The sequence below is a fragment of the Stenotrophomonas sp. 1337 genome, from assembly GCF_031455455.1.
Taxonomy (GTDB): Bacteria; Pseudomonadota; Gammaproteobacteria; order Xanthomonadales; family Xanthomonadaceae; genus Stenotrophomonas; species Stenotrophomonas indicatrix.
The window spans coordinates 68,868-91,242 of the sequence record NZ_JAVDSR010000009.1; the positions used below are offsets into that span (position 1 = coordinate 68,868).

22 protein-coding genes are annotated in these 22,375 nt (G+C 67.5%); 16 read left to right on the forward strand and 6 right to left on the reverse strand.

Features of this window, described 5'->3' with window-relative positions; translation table 11 throughout:
* Positions 1 to 104 precede the first annotated feature (104 nt).
* The 3 genes from J2X70_RS13670 to J2X70_RS13680 all read right to left on the reverse strand — a co-directional run bounded on the left by J2X70_RS13670 (position 105) and on the right by J2X70_RS13680 (position 3,995).
* Complete coding sequence (locus J2X70_RS13670; RefSeq protein WP_059063907.1) at positions 105 to 2,174, reverse strand: EAL domain-containing protein; 2,070 nt, start codon at positions 2,172 to 2,174, stop codon at positions 105 to 107.
* A 91-nt stretch (positions 2,175 to 2,265) separates the two neighbouring features.
* Positions 2,266 to 3,450, reverse strand: a complete 1,185-nt coding sequence (locus tag J2X70_RS13675) for an NAD(P)/FAD-dependent oxidoreductase (RefSeq protein ID WP_059063859.1) — start codon at positions 3,448 to 3,450, stop codon at positions 2,266 to 2,268.
* A complete protein-coding gene (locus J2X70_RS13680; protein WP_025875114.1) occupies positions 3,447 to 3,995 on the reverse strand; it encodes a YaeQ family protein in 549 nt (182 codons plus the stop codon). The genes J2X70_RS13675 and J2X70_RS13680 overlap by 4 nt, the downstream gene beginning before the upstream one ends.
* Positions 3,996 to 4,175: 180 nt before the next feature.
* Between J2X70_RS13680 and J2X70_RS13685 the strand changes: the two genes are divergently transcribed.
* Positions 4,176 to 5,045 (forward strand): pseudouridine synthase, encoded by an 870-nt coding sequence (locus J2X70_RS13685; RefSeq protein WP_309910761.1) that lies wholly within the window; start codon positions 4,176 to 4,178, stop codon positions 5,043 to 5,045.
* 13 nt (positions 5,046 to 5,058) lie between these two features.
* Here J2X70_RS13685 and J2X70_RS13690 read toward each other — a convergent pair whose 3' ends face one another.
* Positions 5,059 to 5,547, reverse strand: a complete 489-nt coding sequence (locus J2X70_RS13690) for a YaiI/YqxD family protein (protein ID WP_025875110.1) — start codon at positions 5,545 to 5,547, stop codon at positions 5,059 to 5,061.
* A 304-nt stretch (positions 5,548 to 5,851) separates the two neighbouring features.
* Here J2X70_RS13690 and J2X70_RS13695 point away from each other — a divergent pair, with 304 nt between their 5' ends.
* Positions 5,852 to 6,061, forward strand: a complete 210-nt coding sequence (locus J2X70_RS13695) for a cold-shock protein (protein WP_025875108.1) — start codon at positions 5,852 to 5,854, stop codon at positions 6,059 to 6,061.
* A 78-nt stretch (positions 6,062 to 6,139) separates the two neighbouring features.
* Here J2X70_RS13695 and J2X70_RS13700 read toward each other — a convergent pair whose 3' ends face one another.
* Entirely contained in the window at positions 6,140 to 6,559 is a 420-nt protein-coding gene (locus J2X70_RS13700; RefSeq protein WP_025875106.1) for a hypothetical protein, read from the reverse strand.
* Between the two features lie 91 nt (positions 6,560 to 6,650).
* On the opposite strand from J2X70_RS13700, the gene J2X70_RS13705 reads away from it, so the two are divergent.
* From J2X70_RS13705 to pcaC, 14 genes are all read left to right on the forward strand, one after another.
* Positions 6,651 to 7,340, forward strand: a complete 690-nt coding sequence (locus J2X70_RS13705; RefSeq protein ID WP_093819888.1) for a glutathione S-transferase — start codon at positions 6,651 to 6,653, stop codon at positions 7,338 to 7,340.
* 31 nt (positions 7,341 to 7,371) lie between these two features.
* Positions 7,372 to 8,937 carry a YdiU family protein gene (locus J2X70_RS13710; protein WP_309910764.1) on the forward strand — a complete coding sequence of 522 codons (1,566 nt, stop codon included), beginning with the start codon at positions 7,372 to 7,374 and terminating at the stop codon, positions 8,935 to 8,937.
* A 649-nt stretch (positions 8,938 to 9,586) separates the two neighbouring features.
* A complete protein-coding gene (locus tag J2X70_RS13715) occupies positions 9,587 to 11,098 on the forward strand; it encodes a NosD domain-containing protein (RefSeq protein ID WP_025875101.1) in 1,512 nt (503 codons plus the stop codon).
* Between the two features lie 22 nt (positions 11,099 to 11,120).
* A complete protein-coding gene (locus tag J2X70_RS13720) occupies positions 11,121 to 12,410 on the forward strand; it encodes a carbohydrate porin (protein WP_025875099.1) in 1,290 nt (429 codons plus the stop codon).
* Between the two features lie 35 nt (positions 12,411 to 12,445).
* The gene (gene aroD, locus J2X70_RS13725; protein WP_025875097.1) at positions 12,446 to 13,297 is read left to right on the forward strand and encodes a type I 3-dehydroquinate dehydratase; all 852 of its coding nucleotides are present in this window, start codon (positions 12,446 to 12,448) and stop codon (positions 13,295 to 13,297) included.
* Between the two features lie 53 nt (positions 13,298 to 13,350).
* Positions 13,351 to 14,670, forward strand: a complete 1,320-nt coding sequence (locus tag J2X70_RS13730) for an MFS transporter (protein WP_080149067.1) — start codon at positions 13,351 to 13,353, stop codon at positions 14,668 to 14,670.
* Between the two features lie 171 nt (positions 14,671 to 14,841).
* Positions 14,842 to 15,522, forward strand: coding sequence for a 3-oxoacid CoA-transferase subunit A (locus J2X70_RS13735; RefSeq protein WP_025875093.1), 681 nt, complete (start codon positions 14,842 to 14,844; stop codon positions 15,520 to 15,522).
* Positions 15,519 to 16,166 carry a 3-oxoacid CoA-transferase subunit B gene (locus tag J2X70_RS13740; RefSeq protein WP_033830892.1) on the forward strand — a complete coding sequence of 216 codons (648 nt, stop codon included), beginning with the start codon at positions 15,519 to 15,521 and terminating at the stop codon, positions 16,164 to 16,166. The genes J2X70_RS13735 and J2X70_RS13740 overlap by 4 nt, the downstream gene beginning before the upstream one ends.
* 7 nt (positions 16,167 to 16,173) lie before the next feature.
* Positions 16,174 to 17,382, forward strand: a complete 1,209-nt coding sequence (gene pcaF, locus J2X70_RS13745) for a 3-oxoadipyl-CoA thiolase (RefSeq protein ID WP_309910872.1) — start codon at positions 16,174 to 16,176, stop codon at positions 17,380 to 17,382.
* Between the two features lie 68 nt (positions 17,383 to 17,450).
* Entirely contained in the window at positions 17,451 to 18,161 is a 711-nt protein-coding gene (gene pcaH / locus J2X70_RS13750) for a protocatechuate 3,4-dioxygenase subunit beta (protein WP_032977592.1), read from the forward strand.
* Between the two features lie 4 nt (positions 18,162 to 18,165).
* Positions 18,166 to 18,729: a protocatechuate 3,4-dioxygenase subunit alpha gene (gene pcaG, locus J2X70_RS13755; RefSeq protein ID WP_309910771.1), complete on the forward strand. Its 564-nt coding sequence runs from the start codon at positions 18,166 to 18,168 to the stop codon at positions 18,727 to 18,729.
* Between the two features lie 90 nt (positions 18,730 to 18,819).
* The gene (locus J2X70_RS13760) at positions 18,820 to 20,163 is read left to right on the forward strand and encodes a 3-carboxy-cis,cis-muconate cycloisomerase (RefSeq protein ID WP_309910773.1); all 1,344 of its coding nucleotides are present in this window, start codon (positions 18,820 to 18,822) and stop codon (positions 20,161 to 20,163) included.
* A gap of 25 nt (positions 20,164 to 20,188) precedes the next feature.
* Positions 20,189 to 20,974, forward strand: coding sequence for a 3-oxoadipate enol-lactonase (pcaD, locus tag J2X70_RS13765; RefSeq protein ID WP_059063877.1), 786 nt, complete (start codon positions 20,189 to 20,191; stop codon positions 20,972 to 20,974).
* 23 nt (positions 20,975 to 20,997) lie between these two features.
* The gene (gene pcaC, locus J2X70_RS13770; protein ID WP_025875079.1) at positions 20,998 to 21,384 is read left to right on the forward strand and encodes a 4-carboxymuconolactone decarboxylase; all 387 of its coding nucleotides are present in this window, start codon (positions 20,998 to 21,000) and stop codon (positions 21,382 to 21,384) included.
* A gap of 80 nt (positions 21,385 to 21,464) precedes the next feature.
* On the opposite strand, the gene J2X70_RS13775 is transcribed toward pcaC, so the two are convergent.
* Entirely contained in the window at positions 21,465 to 22,319 is an 855-nt protein-coding gene (locus J2X70_RS13775) for an IclR family transcriptional regulator C-terminal domain-containing protein (RefSeq protein WP_025875077.1), read from the reverse strand.
* Positions 22,320 to 22,375: the final 56 nt, after the last annotated feature.

Sequence of the window (22,375 nt, forward strand, 5' to 3'; positions counted from 1 at the left end):
CGGCGCAAGCCGGCCTTCTTCATGGGTAGCGCCGGGCCATGCCCGGCGAGCGCAGCGGTCTGCAGGCCACCCGCCGGGCATGGCCCGGCGCTACCGATGAGGTGTCAGCCGAACTCGAAGTTCATCGCCGGCGCTGCCGGGCCGACGAAATCGCCCTGCACGTAGTCCACGCCGGCACTGAACAGCAGTGTCATCGAGTTGGCGTCGCTGACGAACTCGGCGATGGTGCGGATGCCCGCTTCCTGCGCGCGTGCGGTTATCTGGCTGACCCGGTCGATGTTCTCGCGGGTGGCGGCCAGGTCGCTGGTGAAGCCGCGATCAAGCTTGAGGAACTGCGGCTGGAAGTGGGCCAGCAGCTGGAACGAGTCCAGGCCCGAGCCGAACTGCTCCAGGCCGATCCGGCAGCCGAGCGGTGCCACTTCCGCCAGGAACTGCTGGGCACTGCGCAGGTGGGTGAACACCTTCGATTCCGGTGCATGCAGCCACAGGCGTTCGCCCGGCACGCCGTGCGCCTGCAGCTGCTGGCGCAGCGTGGCGATCATCTTCGGATCATCGAACGATTCCGGCGTGACCTTCACCAGCACCTGGGTGGGATGACCCTCGCGGGCACGCGCGCCCAGCACCGCGATTGCCTGCGACACGACCCAGCAGTTGATGTCCGCCAGCAGGCCATGTTCTTCGGCAATGCCGAGGAAGGCGGTCGGGCTCAGCAGTTCTCCGTTGTGTTCCAGCCGCAGGTAGGCTTCATACAGCTCCAGCGACTCGCCCTGAAGGTTCAGCACCGGCTGGTAATGCAACTGGAAGCCATCGCCTGCCAGGGCTTCGCGGATACGTGCGACCCAGCGCTGCACGCGCTCTTCCTCCACGCGATCAACAGCGGCCGGGTCGAAGATGCGGCAGGTATTGCCGAGGGCGGCTGCGGCCTGCGTGCATTCGCTGGCGCGCGCCAGCACCTGGCCGATGCTGGCGATCTTCTCGCCCACCTGCACCCCGCCAATGCTGACGGTCACCGTGGCCGAGCGCGCGCCGATGCTGAAGACGTGTGCGGCGTAGGCTTCGCGGATGCGCTCGGCCAGTGCCACGGTCTGCGCATAGGGGCCGGACTGCAGTACGGCGAAACTGTGTTCGCCGAAACGGGCCAGCTGCGCATCGTCGCCAACAACGTCGGCCAGCAGGGCGGCGAGGGCGCCGATCAGGGCGTCGGCCGAGGCCAGTCCGATATCCGGGAGCAGGCGCGCGTAATGGTCCGGCTCGACCATCAGCAGGCCGAACTGGCCTTCGCTGCGCCCGGCCTGGGCAACCGCGTCCTCGACCTGCAGCATGAAGGTGGGGCGGTTGAGCAGGCCGGTGACCTGGTCGCGCTGGCGCAGGTCCTCGACCTCGCGCGCCAGCTCCGGGTCGAATTCCATGCGCCGGCGGAACACCACCTGCAGGCAGGATTCGCCCTCGTAGGTGGCTGCGGTGAATTCCATCGTCGCCGGGAAGGCGCTGCCGTCCTGGTGGCGGGCATCCAGCTGGTACTGCGGCGGCGGTGCTTCGCCGCGGCTGAGTGACTTCAGCAGCTGCTTGAAATCATCCACGTGCTGGGCGGCAACCATGTCCAGCAGCGAGATGCCTTCGACCTCCTCGAAATCCTCGTAACCGAACATTTCCAGGTAGGCATCGTTGGCGCGGATATGCATGCCTTCGTGGACATAGGCAATCGGCTCGCGCGAAGAGGCGATCAGCGCGTCGCAGCGACGCTCGGTCTCGCGCATCTGCGCTTCGATCCGGCGCAGGCCGCGGCGCGCCTGCAGGTCGACCCACTGGTCGCGGACCACCGCCAGCAGGTGTTCGGCGCGCTGGCGCAGGGCGAGGGCGCGCACTCCGTTGCTGCTGGCCTGTACCAGTTCGTCCTCGTCGATGCGTTCGGCCAGCAGCACCAGCGGGATGTCCTTGCCGCTGGCGGCGATGTGCTGGGCCACCAGTGGCAGCGGAATGCTCTGCGAGGGCGCAGCCAGCACCAGGTCGATCGCCTGGCTGGCCAGCACCTGCGACAGCTCGGCCGAGTCCTGCGGGCGCCATGGGCGCACGGCGATGCCGCTGTTGCGCAGGGTGCTGACGATGGCTTCGGCGTTCTCGCCGCTGTCATCGACGATCAGCAGGCGGATGGTGATGTCGTTCGCGTTCTGCATGCACTGCTCCCCAATCTGCAAATCTAGATACACGATGCGTGGCGGCGCGTCCATGCGCGCAACGGTTGCGTGCATGGAACGGCGATGCGGTTCACACCACGCCGCCGGCCGCGTGCCCGCTGGCCCAGGCCCACTGGAAGTTGTAGCCGCCCAGCCAGCCGGTCACGTCCAGCACCTCGCCGACGAAATGCAGGCCGGGTACGCGCTTGGATTCCAGCGTCGAGGAAGAGACCTCGTTGGTATCGACGCCGCCCAGGGTGACTTCGGCGGTGCGGTAGCCCTCGGTGCCGCTGGCCACCATTGGGAACGCTGAAAGCACCTGTGCGGCCTTGCGCAGGTCCGGCTCGTCCAGCTGGCGTACCGGGCGGTCGGGCAGCCAGTGCTCGCACAGGCGCTGCGCCAGCCGCTTGGGCAGCACATCGCCCAGCACCGTGCGCAGTTCCGCGGCGGGGCGTTCGCGTTTCATCTGGCGCAGCCATTCGGCGGCATCCTGGCCGGGCAGCAGATCCAGCGACAGCGCGTCGCCGGGCTGCCAGAACGAGGAAATCTGCAGGATGGCCGGGCCACTGACGCCACGATGGGTCAGCAGCATGAAGTTGCGGAAGCGGGTGCCGTTGCTGCTGGCCTCGACCGGCAGGGCGACGCCGCTGAGCTCGGCCAGGCGCTCCTGGTGGGTGCCGCTGAGGGTCAACGGCACCAGGCCGGCGCGGGTGGGCAGCACCTGGTGGCCGAACTGGCGCGCGATCTCATAGCCGAACCCGGTTGCACCCAGGCTGGGAATGGACAGGCCGCCGGTGGCGACCACCAGCGAGGCGCAATGGAACAGGCCGTGCGTGGTGTGCACGCGGAAGCCGTCAGTGCCGTGCTCGATGCGCTCCACGCTGCACTGCGTGCGGATCTGCACGCCGGCCTGCTGGCATTCGTCCACCAGCATCTTCACGATCTGCTTGGACGAGACATCGCAGAACAGCTGGCCCAGTTCCTTCTCGTGATAGGCGATGCCGTGGCGCTCGACCATGTCGATGAAGTGGTACGGCGAGTAACGCGCCAGCGCCGACTTGCAGAAATGCGGATTGGCCGACAGGAAGTTGGCCGGGGTGGTGCCGGTGTTGGTGAAGTTGCAGCGGCCACCGCCGGACATCAGGATCTTCTTGCCGATCTTGTTGGCGTGGTCGATCACCTGCACATGCCGGCCTCGCTGGCCCGCCGTGATCGCGGTCATCAGCCCGGCAGCGCCGGCACCGATCACCAGTACGTCGCAGCGGATCGTGCTCATGCCTTGGCGCGCTTTCGCCAGTTGGGGATCACGTCCAGCTGCATCTGATCGTTGAGCAGCTGCACTTCGGCGTCCTGGATCAGCACGCTCCAGCGCATCGCACGCTGGATCTGCTGGCCCCACAGATCGACGAAGCCGCCGTCCAGGTCGACCACCGACAGGTTGTCGAAGCGGGCCAGGCCCTTGCCCTGCTTCTGCCACCAGATGTCCGATGCATTGCCGCCGTAGTTGACCACCTGCACCTGCCGGCTGCGGTTGCTGGCCTTGCGGATGCGCGACTCGTCCGGATGGCCGAGGTCGATCCACTGCAGGATGTCGCCGGTGTAGTCGTGTTCCCACAGGTCCGGCTCGTCGTCGGTGCTCAGGCCGCGACCGAATTCCAGGCGATCGCCAGCGTTCAGCGCGAAGGCGAGCAGGCGCACCATCAGGCGTTCGTCGGTTTCGGACGGATGCTGGGCCAGGGTCAGGTTGTGGGTCGCGTAGTAGCCGCGATCCATGTCGCTGATCTGCAGTTCGGCCTTGCGGATGGTGGCGGTGAGGGCCATGAAGATCCAGAGGGGTAAAGACCGTCAATGATAGAGGTTTGCCCCGGGGGTGTCCGGTATGGGGGTGTCGGCAGGGCATGATCGGTGGCACGCTGGCCGCCCTGATGCTTCTGGCGTGTCCTGTCGTATGTCCCTTTCACGTCCGCGCCGTCTGCAGAGCGATGGCGCCCCGATCGCGCCATGACCACGCCCAGCCGACTGCAGCTGCCGCCCGGTGACTGGAATTCCCTGCTGGACGGCCTGTGCGCGCGCTTCCCGCGCATCGACCGGCTGCAATGGGAGAGTCGCTTCGCACGCGGGCGGATACAGGACGCACAGGGCAGGGCGCTGGCACCGGACATGCCGTGGCAGGTGGGACTGGAGATACGCTACTTCCGTGAAGTGGCCGATGAGCCGGTGATTCCCTTCGAAGAGAACATCCTGCATCACGACGCGCACCTGCTGGTGGCCGACAAGCCGCACTTCCTGCCGACTGCGCCGGCCGGCGCATTCGTGCGCCAGACCCTGCTGGCGCGCCTGGTCGAGCGGACCGGCAACGTCGACCTGGTGCCGTTGCACCGGCTGGACCGGCTGACGGCCGGCCTCGTGCTGTTTTCCACCCAGGCGCAAACGCGCGACGCGTACCAGAGGCTGTTTCGTGAGCGCCGCATCGAGAAGACCTACGAGGCGCTGGCGCCGGCCATGCCGGACCTGCGGTTTCCGCTGGAGCGGCATAGCCGGCTGCAGCCGGGGGAACCGTTCTTCCGTATGGCTGAAGTTCCCGGCGAGCCGAATGCGCTGACACGTGTCGAGGTCATTGAGGCGCACGGTCCGGTCTGGCGCTACCGGCTTGCGCCCGAATCCGGGCGCAAGCATCAGCTGCGCGTCCATATGGCCGCGCTCGGGGCGCCGATCCTGGGGGACGAGCTCTATCCGCAGCTGCACGTGCGGCCAGAGGGTGCGGCCGAGCCGCCGTTGCAGCTGCTGGCGCAGGTGTTGGCCTTCGATGATCCGTTGACAGGCCAGCGACGCAGCTTCCGCAGCGCGCGCACCTTGTGCGTTCCCGGCTGACGCACAGCCGGATTCACCTGCCCGGGCGTCGCGCCAGCCAGCGGTCCAGCTCGGCAGCGAACAACTGGCGGTCACGCGCGCCGAGCGGCGGTGGCCCGCCGGTCTGGACGCCGGCGCCACGCAGTTCTTCCATGAAATTGCGCATCGACAGCCGCTCGGCCATGTTGTTGGGGGTGTACAGCTGGCCGCGCGGGTTCAGGGCCACGCCCTTCTTCTCCAGCACCAGGGCCGCCAAGGGGATGTCCTGGGTGACCACCAGGTCGCCGGCAGCCATCCGTTCGACAATGGCGCTGTCAGCCACATCCAGTCCCTGCGGGACCTGGATGGAGCGCAGCCAGCGCGAAGGCGGGGTGCGGATCCACTGGTTGGCGACCAGGGTCAGCTCCACGCCGACCCGTTCAGCTGCGCGGAACAGGATGTCGCGGATGACAACAGGGCAGGCGTCTGCGTCCACCCAGATGCGGGGGAGCAGGGGTTCAGCTCGGGTTTCAGCTTCAGTCATTTACCCAGTGTAGGGTAGGAAAAACCTGAATGGGGACCCGGGTTTAGCCTCGATCTGGTGCAACCCCTTGCCCTGTCTAGGGGCGGGCCATTTGACGCTGAATATCATGGCTATCGCTTTTTGCTCAAAACACGCGTATCGTCTGGCCCACTGTGTTTGCTAGGGTCACCGTGAATCGTGGCCTGGTGCAGTTGATCTCACGATCCGCTCATCGATCCGCTTTACCAACGCCTGCAACTCAGTCTCGGCCCCGATACCCGGTGGCTGCGATTTTTTTCAACATGTGTTTCAGGAGTTAGTAAATATGTCTGATCGTCAGACCGGCACTGTCAAGTGGTTCAACGACGCCAAGGGCTTCGGCTTCATCACCCCGGAAAGCGGCCCGGACCTGTTCGTGCATTTCCGCGCGATCCAGGGCACCGGCTTCAAGACCCTGCAGGAAGGCCAGAAGGTTACCTTCGTCGCCGTCCAGGGCCAGAAGGGTATGCAGGCTGACCAGGTGCAGGCGGTCTAATCCGTCTGCTACCGTTTGGTAGCCAGAACGCCGGGAGCGAAAGCTCCCGGCGTTTTTCGTTTGCGTCGCACGACGGGTTCAACCCGCAGCCAGCGCCCGCTCCAGCAGCTGGGTTATTTCCTGGTACTCGGCGCGTTCGGCTGCCGGAATGCGCGACAGGATCTCGCGCAGGACATCAACCACCTCCGGACCCACCGGCACTTCCATCCATTGCAGGTGATAGGCCGCCAGTATCCGGCTGTCGTCATCGCTGGAATGGAGCTGACTGAACAGCAGCGGCAAGGCTTCGGGCCTCATGCATTCACCCAGCGCGTCGGTGCAGCGTTGCTGCCAGAACGCGGGCTGCGCTGCGATCATCTTCTGCAGGCGCTGCCAATCATGCGCTTCGAATCTGCGCAGGACGCCCTTGGCGACGTGTTCGCAGATGTACTGCGTCCAGTTGTGGTCCTCGGATTGCCCGAGGTAACCAAGCAGTGCATCGAACGGCGGGGTGTCCATGCTGGCAGGCCTTCCACGGCCGGGCAGGGTAGCAGACACCTGCGTGCACCAGGCCGCGCTACCATCGGGCACCTTTCTGCGGAAGCCGCCCATGCGCATCGTCCATCATCTGGAAAATTCCCGTTCGCTTCGCGTGCTGTGGATGCTGGAAGAGCTGGGGCTGGACTACGAACTGCGCCGCTACCCGCGCGACCCGAAGACCCTGCTGGCGCCGCCGGAACTGCGCCAGGTGCATCCGCTGGGCAAGGCGCCGGTGCTGCAGGATGGCGAGCTCATCCTGGCCGAATCCGGCGCCATCCTCGACTACCTGGTTGACCGCTACGACGTGCATCGCCAGCTGTCGCCGTCGCCGGTACCGGCCGAAGGCAAAGAGCGCATCGATTACCGCTACTGGCTGCACTATGCCGAAGGTTCGGCCATGCCGCCGATGCTGCTGACCCTGGTGATCAGCCGCATCCGCAGCGCGCCGATGCCGTTCTTCGCGCGGCCGATCGCCCGCAGCATCGCCGACAAGGCCGAGCGCGGTTTCATCGGCCCGCAGCGACGCCTGCATCTGGACTGGATGGAACGGCGCCTGGCCGAAAGCCCGTGGTTTGCAGGCGAACGCTTCACCGCTGCGGACATCCAGATGAGCTTCCCGATCCAGGCGGCGGCCGCACGCGGCGGCGGGCTGGACGACAAGCCGGCGTTGCGTGGCTTCCTCAAGCGCATCGGTGAGCGTCCGGCCTACCGGCGCGCCGAGGCGCACGGCGGGGCATTGCAGGCCTTGCGCGGCGATTGAGGATGGCCGTCGCCGCCCCCATGCTTTGCCCATGCATACCACTGCCCCCCAGTTCGACAACCGCCTGCTGAATCTGCTGCCGGGCGATCCCGAGTCCGGTCCGCGCCGGCGCGAAGTGCTGGGTGCGGCCTGGTCGTCGGTGATGCCGACGCCTGTCGCAGCGCCGGTGCTGCTGGCGTGGTCGCCGGAGGTTGCCGGGATGCTGGGGTTCGATCCTGCGCAGGTCGATGACGAAGGCTTCGCCGAGGTGTTCGGCGGCAACGCGTTGTACGCGGGCATGCAGCCGTGGGCGGCCAACTATGGGGGCCATCAGTTCGGCCATTGGGCCGGTCAGCTCGGTGATGGCCGCGCCATCTCGCTGGGCGAGGTGATCGCCCCCGATGGCCGGCACTGGGAGCTTCAGCTGAAGGGGGCCGGGCCAACGCCGTATTCGCGCGGCGCCGACGGCCGTGCGGTGCTGCGCTCGTCGATCCGTGAATTCCTGTGCAGCGAGGCCATGCATCACCTGGGTGTGCCGACCACGCGCGCCCTGTCGCTGGTCGGCACCGGCGAAGACGTGGTGCGCGACATGTTCTACGACGGTCATCCGCGCGCGGAGCCCGGCGCGATCGTCTGCCGGGTATCGCCCTCGTTCCTGCGCTTTGGTTCGTTTGAACTGCCTGCTTCACGTGGCGAGACCGCACTGCTGAAGCAACTGGTCGAGGCGTGCATCGCCCGCGATTTCCCGGAACTGACGGGGCAGGGCGAAGCGCTGTATGGCGACTGGTTCGCACAGATCGCCGTGCGTACCGCAGAGATGATCGCGCACTGGATGCGCGTGGGCTTCGTGCATGGGGTGATGAACACCGACAACCTCTCCGTGCTCGGCGTGACGCTGGACTATGGCCCCTATGGCTGGGTCGAAGACTTCGACCCGGACTGGACCCCGAACACCACCGATGCGCAAGGACGCCGCTATCGTTTCGGCACCCAGCCGCAGGTGGCGTACTGGAATCTCAACCGGCTTGCGCAGGCGCTGTCGCCGTTGTTCGCCGACGTGCAGCCGCTGCAGGCAGGGCTGGCCGCTTACCAGGCGACCTTTGTCGCCTGCACCCGTCGCGATGTTGCGGCCAAGCTGGGGCTGGCCGCGGCCGATGATGCCGATCTGCAGCTTTACCAGCGCTGGCAGCAGCTGATGCAGGACGGCGGCATGGACATGACCCTGGCATGGCGTGCGTTGATGCGCATCGATGCCAACGCACCCGATGCAAGCGTATTGGCCGAGGTCTTCTACGACGCCGAGCGCCAGCACGCGGTGCAGGAACCTCTGCAGCAGTGGTTGCAGGAGTACGCGGCGCGGCTGCGTGCCGATCCGCTGCCGGCAGCCGAGCGTGTCGCCAAGATGGGCGCGGCCAATCCACTGTATGTGCTGCGCAACTGGCTGGCACAGGAAGCGATCGACCGCGCCGAGCAGGGCGATCTGGGCGGTGTGCATGCCCTGCAGGACGTACTGCGTGATCCGTACACCGAACGCGCGGGGCTGGAGCATTACGCCGGCAAGCGGCCGGCGTGGGCTGACGACCGCGCAGGCTGTTCGATGCTTTCCTGCAGTTCGTAGGGTTTTCTTTTGCAGGGCTGCGCCCTGCACCCGCCGAGGCCGGAGCAACAGCAACAGCGGGCATCCTGTGGGATGGCGGGGCACTGTGTGTATGCGGGGACGCCGTAAACCCCCGGTGGCCAGTAGCGCCACGCCATGCGCGGATGTTTTCGATTTCAATTCGAAATATTCGATTTCAACCAGATGTGATCCACGCGAAGCGTGGATGGACCAGCCGTCATCCGGAAATTGTCGAGGGGTGGGGCGGTGTGGGTGGGCAGGACCGCAGGCGCCATGGATGGCGCCTACGAGCCCCCAAGGATGGGTTGACGGCGTGTCCTGCCCACCCGCACCGCCCCGCCCAGCCAGCAGAAAACCCGAGCCTCCCTTGACCTCGACGTTGCTCTGGCTCCAAGCAGGTGCAGGGCTGCAAGCCCTGCAAACACCTCGCCTACAACGATGGTAGTACCCATTCAGTGCGATATTCGCACACTCAGTCGATTACCGCACTTGAATGGTGCAGTGCGATAAACCTACTTTCATTTCCGCAGTTTCATAGCAGTCCAAGCGATCCACCCCTGGCGGGGCGAGGGCAGCAGCCGGTCCGGTGCTGATGCCAGGTGCAGGGGGAAGGCCGCCGGATTTTCCTTCCTCTGCGCGGAGTGATCGCATGCGCCGTCGTCTGTCCATTGTTTCCCTGTCCCTGCTTGCCGTGCTGCCGTCGCTGGCGCTGGCCTACCAGGCCGAACCGCCGCGCGAGGCACTGCAGGTGCTGCGTGTGGACCGCTACGCCGACGACGCCAACGCCGGCTCGCTGCGCTGGGCGATCACCACTGCCAATGCGGCGCCGGGTCGCTACCGCATCGAGATCGCGGCCGTTGGCGCTGCGCCTTACGTCATCACGCCGGCCACGCCGCTGCCGGAGATCAAGGGGCCGGTGCAGATCATCGGCACGTCCTGGGAACGCGATGGCCAGTACGTCGCCATCGATGGCTCGGCCTACGTCACCGGCACCGGTACCGATGCCTGCCCAGGCGCCGAGCCGGGCCAGTCCGGCACCAACGTGCGCACCACCACGCTGCCGGGCCTGGTCCTGCGCGATACCCAGGGCGTGGAGCTGGCCGGCCTGGAGATCCGCAATTTCTGCATCGGCGTGCTGGTCAACCGCTCCAGCCACAACGAGATCCATGACAACCGCATCGTCGCCAACAAGGGCGGTGCCGGCATCATGCTCACCGGTGATGACGGCAAGGGCCAGTCCACCGCCACCACCACCGTGCACAACCGCATCGTGCGCAACGTATTCCTCGATAACGGCGACGGCCTGGAGTTGACCCGCGGCGCGGCCTGGAACCTGGTGGCCGACAACCTGTTCCAATCCACCAGGGCCAACCCGGAACCCTCGCAGGGCATCGAGATCCTGTGGGGCAACGACAACAGCGTGGTCCACAACCGCTTCGTCGATTACTCCGATGGCCTGCAGATCAACTGGGGCAACCGCAACTACATCGCGGCAAACACCTTCACCGGCAATTCGCTGGGCCTGAGCATCACCGGCAGCGGCAACGTGGTCGACGGCAACACCATCACCGGCAATGGCATCGGCATCGGCGTGCGCCCGCAGCCGGTCAGTGCGCCGAACCGCTTCACCGGCAACCGCATCTACGGCAACGGCCTGCCGATCGAGCGCTGCGAAGCCGGCGGCGCCTGTGTGAAGGGCCAGCCGCGTGGCGCCATCGTGTTCGGTGTGCCGGGCCTGGAGCACGCCAGCTTCGTCGGCTCCCGTGGCCGTGGCGTGGACAACGATGCGTCCAAGCGTGCGCGCATCTGCACCGCTGCCGGCCAGGCTGGCTGCCAGCCACTGCCGAATCTCGGCCAGGCCGCGCCGCAGCTGACCGCAGTGCAGGGCAAGGGTGCGCAGCGCCAGCTGACGGGTCGTCTCCAGGGCGTGCCTGATGCCCGCTACCAGGTGGAAGTGTTCGGCAACCGGGCCGCCACCGGCAGCGAGGCCGAGTGGGTGCTGGGCAGTGTGGAAGCACGTACCGACGCGCAGGGGCAGGGCAGCTTCACCTTCCCGCTCGGTGCAGGGACCGACGCTGCCGCTGCCGGCAGCCTGACCGCCACGGTTACCTCGGCGCAGGGCGCCACCTCCCCGCTGAGTGCGCCGCTGTCGCTGCGCTGATCACCTCCACGAGACCGCGATCATGAATCCTGCGAAACCTGTTTCCCTGGGCCTGCTGGCCGCCCTGGTGCTGCCAGCCGTGGCCAGCGCGCAGTCCAGCAACCGCTACGAAGGCAAGACGCTTACCGGCGACTGGGGCGGCACCCGCACCGAACTGTTCGAGCGCGGCGTTGCCTTCCGCGGCGACTACGTGGGCGAGGCCATGGGCGTGGTCGATGGTGGCTACGGCGAAACCGGCGCGCGCTATGCGCAGCAGGTGCGGGTGGGCGTGGACCTGGACATGGGCAAGCTGGCCGGCTGGGACGGCGGTGCGTTCCACTTCACCCTCAACGATCGTCGTGGCCGCAGCACCTCGGTGGACTTCGTCGGCAACCGCTTCCCGATCCAGGAGGCGTATGGCGGCCAGTACACGCGGCTGACCGAGCTGAGCTACGACCAGACCTTCAATGCGGGCCGGTCGTACTACAAGCTGGGGTACTACGCGATGGGCAACCAGTTCGGCCTGCACAGCCTGCTGACCCACTTCGTCAACGCCGCATTCTGCGCCCACCCGCTGGCGATGTCCGGCAACAGCGGCTGGTACAACTATCCGATGGCACGCTGGGGCGGTGAGTTCGCCCAGCAGATCAGCCCGGCGGTGAACGTGCGCACGGGTTGGTTCCAGGTCAACCCGAACCTGGGCGGCAACATCGAACGCAACGCATTCCGTCCGTTCGTTTCGGGCACCACCGGCTCGCTGTTTCCGGTGGAGGTGACCTGGACGCCGGCCAAGGGCAGCCGCTACGCCGGCGTCTACAAGTTCGGTGGCTACTACGACACGTCGCGCGTGGACAGGCGCGGCCTCGATACCTCGCCGACCACCGGGCGCCACGGCGCCTACGTGCTGGCCGAACAGCGCCTGACCCAGGAATCGGCCGACCCGAGCCGCGGCCTGACCGCCTTCGCGCAGTACATGGTGTCCGACACCGATACCGCGCAGATCAAGCGCTGGTACGCGCTGGGCGGCGTCTACCAGGGCATCGGCGCGCGTGCGCAGGACAGCATCGCGCTGGGCTACGTCGGCGCTGACATCAATGACCGCCTGGTCGATGCGCGGCGCGCCACGTTGGCCGCCGGGGGCGTGCCCACCGATTCGCCGCTGTACAACCTCAGCCAGGCCGAGGAGCTGTTCGAGCTGTCCTACAGCTTCCAGGTGAACCCCTGGCTGATGATCCGCCCGGACGTGCAGTACATCGTCAACCCGGGCACGTTCAATTACAGCGGTACCGACAACGCCTGGGCCGTGGGTGTCCAGGCCAAGGTGACCTTCTGATGGCCGCGCGCTCCTTCCATGCTGTGGTGACCGCGATGAAAATTCCGCTCGCTTCCGTTGTCCTCGCCGGCGTGCTCGCCTCCTCCCCCTTGCTGGCCCTGGCCGCGCCGCCACCGGCGGTGCTGCAGGTCGGCCAACTACGCATCGGCGAGGGCAGCCCGCGCACCATCGTACCGATTACCGGTGCCACCGCGGATGTCGCTCTGCAGCAGGCCGCGGCGATCGCCGCCAGCAGATCCACCGACATCGCCGAGTGGCGCATCGACTACCTGGACATCGCCACCGATGGCAAGGCGCTGGTCGCGCTGGGCAAGCGCATCCAGGCCACGCTGGGGGGCAAGCCGGCCATCGTGACCTTCCGCACGAAGGCCGAAGGGGGCGCCAAGCCGATCAGCGATGCCGACTACGGCAAGCTCTACGCTGCGCTGCTGCGCGGTGGTGTCGCCCAGCTGATCGACGTGGAGATGTTCCGCGATCCGAAGGTGGTGCAGGCGCTGGTGGCGCAGGCCCACAAGGCTGGCGTGAAAGTGGTGATGTCCAGCCATGACTTCCACGCCACGCCACCGCGCGAGGAAATCGTCGCACGCCTGCTCAAGCAGCAGGCCCTTGGCGCGGACGTGCTGAAGATCGCGGTGATGCCGCGCGACGCTGGCGATGTGCTGGCCTTGCTCGATGCCACCTGGCAGGTACGCCAGCAGAGCGACAAGCCGCTGCTGACCATGTCGATGGGCGGCACCGGCGTGGTTTCGCGCCTGGCCGGAGAAACCTTCGGCCAGGCCCTGACCTTCGGCATGATCGGCACCCCGTCGGCGCCAGGCCAGGTCGAGGTTGAGCGCCTCCAGGACGTCCTGCAGGTCATTCATGCATCCAGCCAGGCCGGTCACTGAGACCTTCCCCGCCGGACGTTCCACCGCACCACGCTGTTGCAGGAAACCGCACCATGAGCCACGCCTCCGCCGCCGCACCGTCGCTTGTCCTTGAACGGATGAGTCCCTTCCAGTGGACCGCCATCGCCATCTGCGTGCTGTTGAACATGCTTGATGGCTTCGATGTGATGGTCATGGCCTTCACCGCGCCGCATGTTTCGGCGGACTGGGCGCTGTCGGGCAAGGTACTGGGGCTGATGCTCAGTGCCGGCCTGGTCGGCATGGCGCTGGGTTCGTTCCTGCTGGCACCGCTGGCCGACCGCTGGGGGCGGCGGCCGATGATCGTCTGCTGCCTGCTGATCCTCACCAGTGGCATGGCGCTGTCCGCGCTGGCCGCCGACGCCTGGCAGCTGGGTGCGCTGCGCGTGTACACCGGCATCGGCATCGGCGGCATGCTGGCCGGTGTGGGGGTGATCACCGCCGAGTACGCCAACGCCAAGTGGCGCAGCACCGCAGTCGCGCTGCAGGCCACCGGCTACCCGATCGGTGCGACCGCTGGCGGTCTGCTGGCTGCGTGGATGCTGGAGCACTGGGCCTGGCACAGCGTGTTCCTGGTCGGCGCAGCGGCATCGCTGCTGTGCATTCCGCTGGTGCTCAAATGCCTGCCCGAATCGCTGGATTTCCTGGTCGCGCGTCGCCCGGCCAATGCCTTGCCACGCCTGAACGCGCTGCTCTCGCGCATGCGCATGCCAGAGCTGCAGGCGCTGCCGCCAGCGCCGGTGCGCGACGGCCAGCGCCAGGGTTATGCCGCGCTGTTCGTGGGTGACCTGCGCCGCGTCGCGCTGCTGATCGCGCTGGCGTTCTTCCTGCACATGTTCGCGTTTTATTTCGTGCTGAGCTGGACGCCGAAGCTGCTGGTCTCGGCCGGCGTGTCGGCGCAGCAGGGCATCACCGGTGGCGTGCTGTTGAACCTGGGCGGCATCGTTGGCGGCAGCCTGTTCGGCTGGCTGGCCTCGCGCTGGTCGCTGTCCAGGCTGACGGCCGGCGCGCTGCTGCTGGCGATGGTTTCGATGCTGGGCTTTGCGGCCTTCAGCACGCAGCTGGGCGTGGCCTTCCCGCTGGCCTTCGTGATCGGTGCGGCACTGTTCGCAGCGATGGCCGGCCTGTATGCGGCCGCGCCGGTGGTGTTCGCCGCCGAAGTGCGGACCACCGGCCTGGGCTGGGCCATCGGCATCGGCCGGGTCGGTGCGATCCTCTCGCCACTCACGGTGGGTGTTCTGGTCGATGGTGGCTGGCAGCCGTCCTCGTTGTACGTGCTGTGCGCTGCGCCGCTGCTGCTGGCGGCATGGGCGTGCCTCGGCCTGCGCGTGGGCGTGGGTCAGAACCGGCGTTGAACCGATGGCCGGAGCACATCACTCAATGTGCGATTATCGAATCGAATGGCCGAATATCGCATTGACCGGGTGACGTGCCATGGCGACCATGTCCGGGTCATGTTTTCCCTTCGCAGTGGCCCTGCAGCGTGGCGGTGATGACCGCCGGCAGGCAGGGCAAGGAGCAATGCAGTGATCGACAAGAGCGTAGCCAGCGTGGAAGCAGCGGTGGCCGATATCCATGATGGCGCGACCGTGATGATCGGCGGCTTTGGCACTGCCGGCATGCCCGACGAGCTGATCGATGCGCTCATTGCACAGGGTGCGCGCGAGCTGACCATCATCAACAACAATGCCGGCAACGGCGATACCGGCCTGGCTGCGCTGATCAAGCACAAGCGCGTGCGCCGCATCGTCTGCTCCTTCCCGCGCCAGGCCGATTCGCAGCACTTCGACGCGGCCTACCGCGCCGGCGAGATCGAACTGGAGCTGGTGCCGCAGGGCAACCTGGCCGCGCGCATCCATGCGGCAGGTTCCGGGCTGGGCGCGGTCTTCACGCCCACCGGTTATGGCACCGAGCTGGCCCAGGGCAAGGAAACGCGCGAGATCGACGGTCGCCACTACGTGCTCGAGTACCCGCTGCATGCCGATTTCGCGCTGATCAAGGCCGACCGCGGCGATCGCTGGGGCAACCTGGTGTATCGCCGGACTGCACGCAACTTCGGCCCGCTGATGGCGATGGCCGCACGCTGCACCATCGTGCAGGTGCGTGAGGTTGTGCCGCTGGGCGAACTGGACCCGGAGGCCGTGGTGACCCCCGGCATCTTCGTGCAGCGCGTGGTGCCGGTGGCCGCAGAAGGAGTGCAGGCATGAACAAGCTCAGCCGCGAACAGATGGCCGCGCGCGTGGCGCGCGATATTCCCGAAGGGGCCTACGTCAACCTGGGCATCGGCCTGCCGACCACGGTGGCCAACTTCCTGCCGGCGGACAAGGAGATACTGCTGCAGTCTGAAAACGGCCTGCTGGGCATGGGCCCGGCGCCGGCGCCCGGCCAGGAAGACCCGGACCTGATCAATGCCGGCAAGCAGCCGGTTACCCTGCTGACCGGTGGCTGCTATTTCCACCACGCCGATTCGTTCGCGATGATGCGTGGCGGCCACCTCGACATCTGCGTGCTCGGTGCCTTCCAGGTCTCGGCGCACGGTGACCTGGCCAACTGGAGCACCGGCGCCTCCGATGCGATTCCCGCCGTGGGCGGTGCAATGGACCTGGCCATCGGGGCCAAGCAGGTGTTCGTGATGATGGACCTGTTCACCAAGCAGGGTGAAAGCAAGTTGGTGGCCGAATGCAGCTATCCGCTGACCGGCCTGCGCTGCGTGTCGCGCGTGTATACCGATGTGGCGGTGTTCGACCTCGGCGCCGACGGCGCGACCGTGCTGGAAATGGTCGAGGGCGTGGACATCGATCAACTGCGTGAACTGACCGGCCTGCCGCTGGCACTGGCCGAGGGAGTCTGAAATGCCGCTGCACGAGACCTACATCGTCGATGGCATCCGCACCCCGATCGGCCGCTACGGCGGCGCGTTGTCCGGTGTGCGCGCCGACGACCTCGGCGCGATTCCGCTGAAGGCACTGCTGGCGCGCCACCCGCAGCTGGACCCGGCGCTGGTGGAGGACGTCTACCTGGGCTGCGCCAACCAGGCCGGTGAGGACAACCGCAACGTCGCCCGCATGAGCCTGCTGCTGGCCGGCCTGCCGGTGAGCGTGCCCGGCAGCACGATCAACCGCCTGTGCGGTTCGGGCCTGGATGCGATCGGCACCGTGGCCCGTGGCATTGCTGCCGGCGAGCTCGGCCTGGCCATTGCCGGCGGCGTCGAATCGATGTCGCGCGCGCCGTTCGTGATGGGCAAGGCAACCTCGCCGTTCGCCCGTGACCAGCAGATCGAAGACACCACCATGGGCTGGCGCTTCATCAACCCGCGACTGCGTGAACTGCACGGCGTGGAGACCATGGGCCAGACCGCCGAGAACGTGGCTGAGCGCTACGGCGTCAGCCGCGAGGACCAGGATGCGTTCGCCCTGCGCAGCCAGCAGCGAACGGCCGCCGCGCAGGCGCGCGGCTTCTTCGACGGCGAGATCGTGGCGGTGGACGTACCGGGCCGCAAACGCGGCGAAACCGTGACCGTCGAGCGCGATGAACACCCGCGCGGCGATACCACCGCCGAAGCACTGGCCAAGCTGAAGCCGCTGTTCCGCCAGCCGGGCACGGTGACCGCCGGCAACGCCTCGGGCATCAACGATGGTGCGGCCGCGCTGCTGCTGGCCTCCGGTGCGGAGGTACAGGCGCTGGGCCTGACCCCGCGCGCGCGCATCCTCGGCTTTGCCAGTGCCGGCGTGGAGCCGGCGATCATGGGCATGGGCCCGGTGCCGGCCAGCCAGAAGCTGATGGCACGGCTGGGCCTGGCCATCGCCGATTTCGATGCCATCGAACTGAACGAGGCCTTCGCCTCGCAGGGGCTGGCCTGCATGCGCCAGCTGGGCCTGGCCGACGATGCCGCGCACGTGAACCCCAACGGCGGTGCCATCGCGCTGGGCCACCCGCTGGGCATGAGCGGCGCGCGCCTGGCGCTGACCCTGCTGCGCCAGCTGGAGGCCAGCGGTGGCCGCCGTGGCCTGGCCACGATGTGCATCGGCGTGGGGCAGGGCGTGGCCCTGGCCATCGAGCGCGTGTGAACCATCCCCTGATTCCGTAATCTCAAGACAGCTGCGGCTTCCGGGCCGCTCGCCAACAGGAGTACGCCATGAGCGATCCCACCCCACTGCGCGGCTACCGCAAGCCGTACCCCGGCAGCCAGCCGCCGCGCATCCACCTGCCCTATGCCTCCACCGCGCTGCGTGGCCCGGGAACCGACCCGATCGCGATCCCGGTGACGCTCTCGGAAGTGACCGGCCCGAGCATCAACCGCATCACCCTCGGTGAGCATGCCGCCGACCTGACCGCCGGCTTCCCCGGCCAGCCGCAGGGTGAGCGCATCATCGTCAGCGGCCGCGTGCTGGACGAGAACGGTCGCCCGGTGCGCAACACCGTGGTGGAGGTATGGCAGTGCAACGCCGCCGGCCGTTACCTGCACAAGGGCGACCAGCACGACGCGCCGCTGGATCCGAACTTCAAGGGCACCGGCCAGGTGCTGACCGACAGCGAAGGCCGCTACCGCTTCACCACCATCAAGCCGGGCGCGTACCCGTGGCGCAATCACTACAACGCCTGGCGCCCGGCACACATCCACTTCTCGCTTCATGGCGAAGGCATCGGCCAGCGCCTGGTCACGCAGATGTATTTCCCCAATGATCCGCTGCTGGCGTTCGATCCGATCTACAACTGCGTGGACGACGCCAAGGCGCGGGAGCGCATGGTGTCCTCGTTCGATTGGGAAAACACCGCCAACGAATTCGCGCTGGGCTACCGTTTCGACATCGTGCTGCGCGGTCGCAAGATGACCGTCTGGGAGTAACACCATGAGTTTCCAATCCACTCCATGGCAGACCGTGGGCCCGTACTACCGCCTGGGCCTGGAACCGCTGTACCGCACCGACATCGCCCCGGCCACCGCGCAGGGTGAGCGCGTGGAAGTGCAGGGCCAGGTGTTCGATGGCAATGGCGTGCCGGTGTCCGATGCCGTGCTGGAAATCTGGCAGGCCGACGCGCAGGGCATCTATGCCCATGGCGAAGACCCGCGCCGTGAGGACCACGACCCGGCCTTCGATGGCTGGGGCCGGGTGCCCACCGACGACCAGGGTCGCTTCGCCTTCACCACCGTCAAGCCGGGCCGCGTGCCGGGCCTGCGTGGCGAGCCGCAGGCGCCGCACCTGGTGGTGCTGGTGTTCATGCGCGGCCTGCTGCAGGCCACCCGTGCACGCATCTACTTCAGTGACGAAGCCAGCAACGCCGAGGACGGCATCCTCGCGCTGGTGCCGGCCGAACGCCGCCACACCCTGGTCGCACAGGCGCAGGGCAAGGGCCTGTACCACTGGGACGTGCGCATGCAGGGCCCGGACGAGACGGTGTTCTTCGCATACTGATCGCGGCGCGCCCGACGCGCCTTCCGGCCACTCCACGCCCGCGTGCGGCGGGCGCGGGTAAGCTGTGATTACCCAGGATGGACTGCACCGATGAGCCACTTCCCAACGCTGCTGGGCGGTCTGTTCGGCGACCCCGCCGTCGACGCCGTGTTCCGCGATGAAGCACGCCTGCAGGCGATGCTCGATGTCGAACGCGCTCTGGCGCGCGCGCAGGTGCAGTGCGGGGTGATTCCCGCAGCCGCGCTGGCACCGATCGAAGCGGCCTGCAGCGCCGATCTGTATTCGTTGCCGGCGCTGTCGGCAGCCACCGCACTGGCTGGCAATCCGGCCATTCCACTGGTCAAGGCACTCACCGCGCAGGTCAAGGCGAACGATGCCGAGGCCGCGCGCTGGGTGCACTGGGGCGCCACCAGCCAGGACATCATCGATACCGGCGCGGTGCTGCAGCTGCGCGCGGCAGTCAGCCAGGTGCAGGCGCGCCTGCGCGTGCTGTGCATGGCGCTGGCGCGGCTGGCCGAGGCCGAGCGCGGCACCGGGCTGCCCGGACGCACGCTGCTGCAACAAGCAGTGCCGGTGACCTTTGGCCTGAAGGCGGCCGGTTGGCTGGACGCCCTGCAGCGCAGCCAGCGCAGGCTGGATGCGTTGGCCGCAGACACGCTGGTGCTGCAGTTCGGCGGTGCCGCCGGCACCCTGGCCTCGCTGCAGACGCGCGGGCTGGACGTGGCCGAAGCCCTGGCTGCCGAGCTGCAGTTGCCGCTGCCGGCGTTGCCCTGGCACACCGCGCGTGACCGCATTGCCGAGTTCGGCAGCGTGTTCGCACTGCTGACCGGCAGCCTCGGCAAGATCGCCACCGACATCGTGCTGCTGATGCAGTCCGAGGTGGCCGAAGCCTTCGAGCCGGCGGGCGAGGGCAAGGGCGGTTCCTCGGCAATGCCGCACAAGCGCAATCCGGTGGGTTGCGTGGCCGCCATTGCCGCCGCCACGCGCGTGCCGGGCCTGCTGTCCACGCTGCTCACTGCCATGCCGCAGCCGCACGAGCGCGCAGCAGGCCAATGGCACGCCGAATGGGACACCGTGCCGGAGATCGTGCGTCTGTGTGCGGGCAGCCTGGCCCAGGTGGATGTGGTGGTGCAGGGCCTGCAGCTGGACCGCGAGCGCATGCGCCGGCACCTGGACAGTCACGGCGGCCTGCTTTACGCCGAAGCCGTTGCGGTCACCCTGGGCGAGCGCATCGGCAAGCCCGCCGCGCATGCCCTGGTGGAACAAGCGGCCAGGCAGGCGCTTGCGCAATCGCAGCACCTGCGCGTGGTGCTGGGGCAGATGCCCGAAGTCACCGCGCAGCTTTCCGCCGCACAACTGGATGCCCTGTTCGCCGCAGACAGCTGGCGCGGCATGGCCGATACCTGGATCGACCGCGTGCTCGCGCGCGGCTGATCCTACGTTCAACGCTGGAGCACGCATGCCATTCCTCGACCTTCCGCAGCATCGCCTGCACTACCAGACCGAGGGCCGCGCCGACGGGCAGTGGCTGACCTTCTGCAATTCGCTGGGTACCGACCTGGGCATGTGGCAGCCGCAGGTGGATGCACTCGCCTCGCAGTACCGCATCCTGCGCTATGACCGTCGCGGCCATGGCCAGTCCAGCACGCCGCCGGGGCTGTACAGCGTGGCCGAACTGGGCGCTGATGTGCTGGCGCTGTGGGACCACCTCGGCATCACGCGCAGCCATTTCTGCGGGCTGTCGATCGGTGGCCTGACCGGGCAGTGGCTGGGCGTGCATGCTGGCAATCGCCTGCGCACGCTCACGGTGGCTGCCACCGCAGCGAAGATCGGCACGCTGGACGGCTGGCAGGCGCGCATCGCCCAGGTCCAGCACGATGGCCTGTTGCCGCTGGTCGATGGCACCCGCGAACGCTGGTTCACCGCCGCTTTCGCGCAGACCCATGCCAGCCAGGTGGAAGACATCCTGCAGCGCTTCCTCGCCACCAGCGTGGCTGGCTATGCCGGCTGCTGCAACGCCGTGGGCACGGCCGACTTCCGTGATGCGCTGGGCCGCATTGGCGTGCCGCTGCTGGCCATTGCCGGAAATGACGACCCGGTGTGCGCTCCGGCCGAGCTGCAGGCAATCGCCGACGGCGTGGCCCATGGCCACCATGCCGCCGTGCCGGGCCGCCACATCTGCAACCTGGAATCGCCGCAGGCGTTCACCTCCGCACTGGCCGCGCATCTTTCGGCGCAGCACTGATCCCGCACAACAGGTAGACCACGATGGACGAACAGGAACGCTACGAAGCCGGCCTTGCGGTGCGCCGCCAGGTACTGGGCGAGGCACACGTCGAACGCTCGCTGCAGGCGCGCACCGAGTTCACCACCGAATTCCAGGAATTCATCACGCGCACGGCGTGGGGCACGGTGTGGACGCGCGAGGGCCTGCCGCGGCATACGCGCTCGCTGCTGACCATCGTGATGATGGTGGCGCTGGGCCATGACGAGGAGTTCAAGCTGCATATCCGTGCCGCCCGCAACAACGGCGTGACGCCGGAGGAGATCAAGGAAGCGCTGCTGCAGGCCGCGATCTACTGTGGCGTGCCCGCGGCCAACCATGCGTTCGCGCTGGCCAAGCCGATCCTGGAAGAGCAGGCCGCAGAGCGCTGACGCCGAACATCCGCCGGGCATGGCCCGGCGCTACCAGCGCGCGGTCCCGGAAGCGCCGGGCCATGCCCGGCGGCTGCACCTCAATTCAACAACGTGCCCAGCCGCTGTGCGGCTTCGCGCAGGCGCGGCAACAGCTGGGTCTGCATCACGCCCAGGCCGATACGGCCCGCCTGGGTGCCGATGTTCAGCGCGGCCACGACATCGCCGCTGCGCGAACGAACCGGCACGGCGATCGAGCGCAGGCCGATCTCCAGTTCCTGGTCGACCAGCGACGCGCCTTCGCGGCGCACCTTTTCCAGCAGGTCGAGGAAGTCATCCATGCGGGTGACCGTGCGTTCAGTGCGCGGCCGCAGCGGGTTGCGTTCCAGGTAGCCTTCCAGCGTGTCGCGCGGCAACGAGGCCAGCAGCACGCGGCCCATCGAGGTGCAGTAGGCCGGCAGGCGGCTGCCTGCGCGCAGGCCGATCGACATGATGCGTACGGTTTCCGCGCGCGCCACGTACAGGATGTCATCGCCATCGAGCACGCCCAGCGAGCAGGATTCGTGCACGGCATCGCGCAGGGCATCCAGCACCGGTTGTGCAGCAGCGGTCATCGACGACGACGCGACATAGGCGCCGCCCATGCCCAGCACGCGCGGCAGCAGCACGAAGCCACGGCCCTGTTCACCCACGTAGCCGAGCTTTTCCAGCGTGTACAGCACGCGCCGTACCGCTGCACGGGAAATGCCGGTATCGCTGCTGATCTGTGACATCGTTACTTCGCGCGGGTGCTGCGAGAATACGCTCAGCACGGCCAGGCCGCGGCCGAGCGACGTCATGAAGTCCGGATCGCCCTGGTTGTCCTGGATCTGCTGCATCAGCTCATGGGCCAGGCCACGATCCTGCGGTGGGGCAGGGGGGCGCTTGGGTCGACGGCTGGGAGGAACGGCAGGCATGGCAGCAGCTTTCATCGGGTTCGACCTCGCATGGTAAGGGCTCGAACCAGCAACCG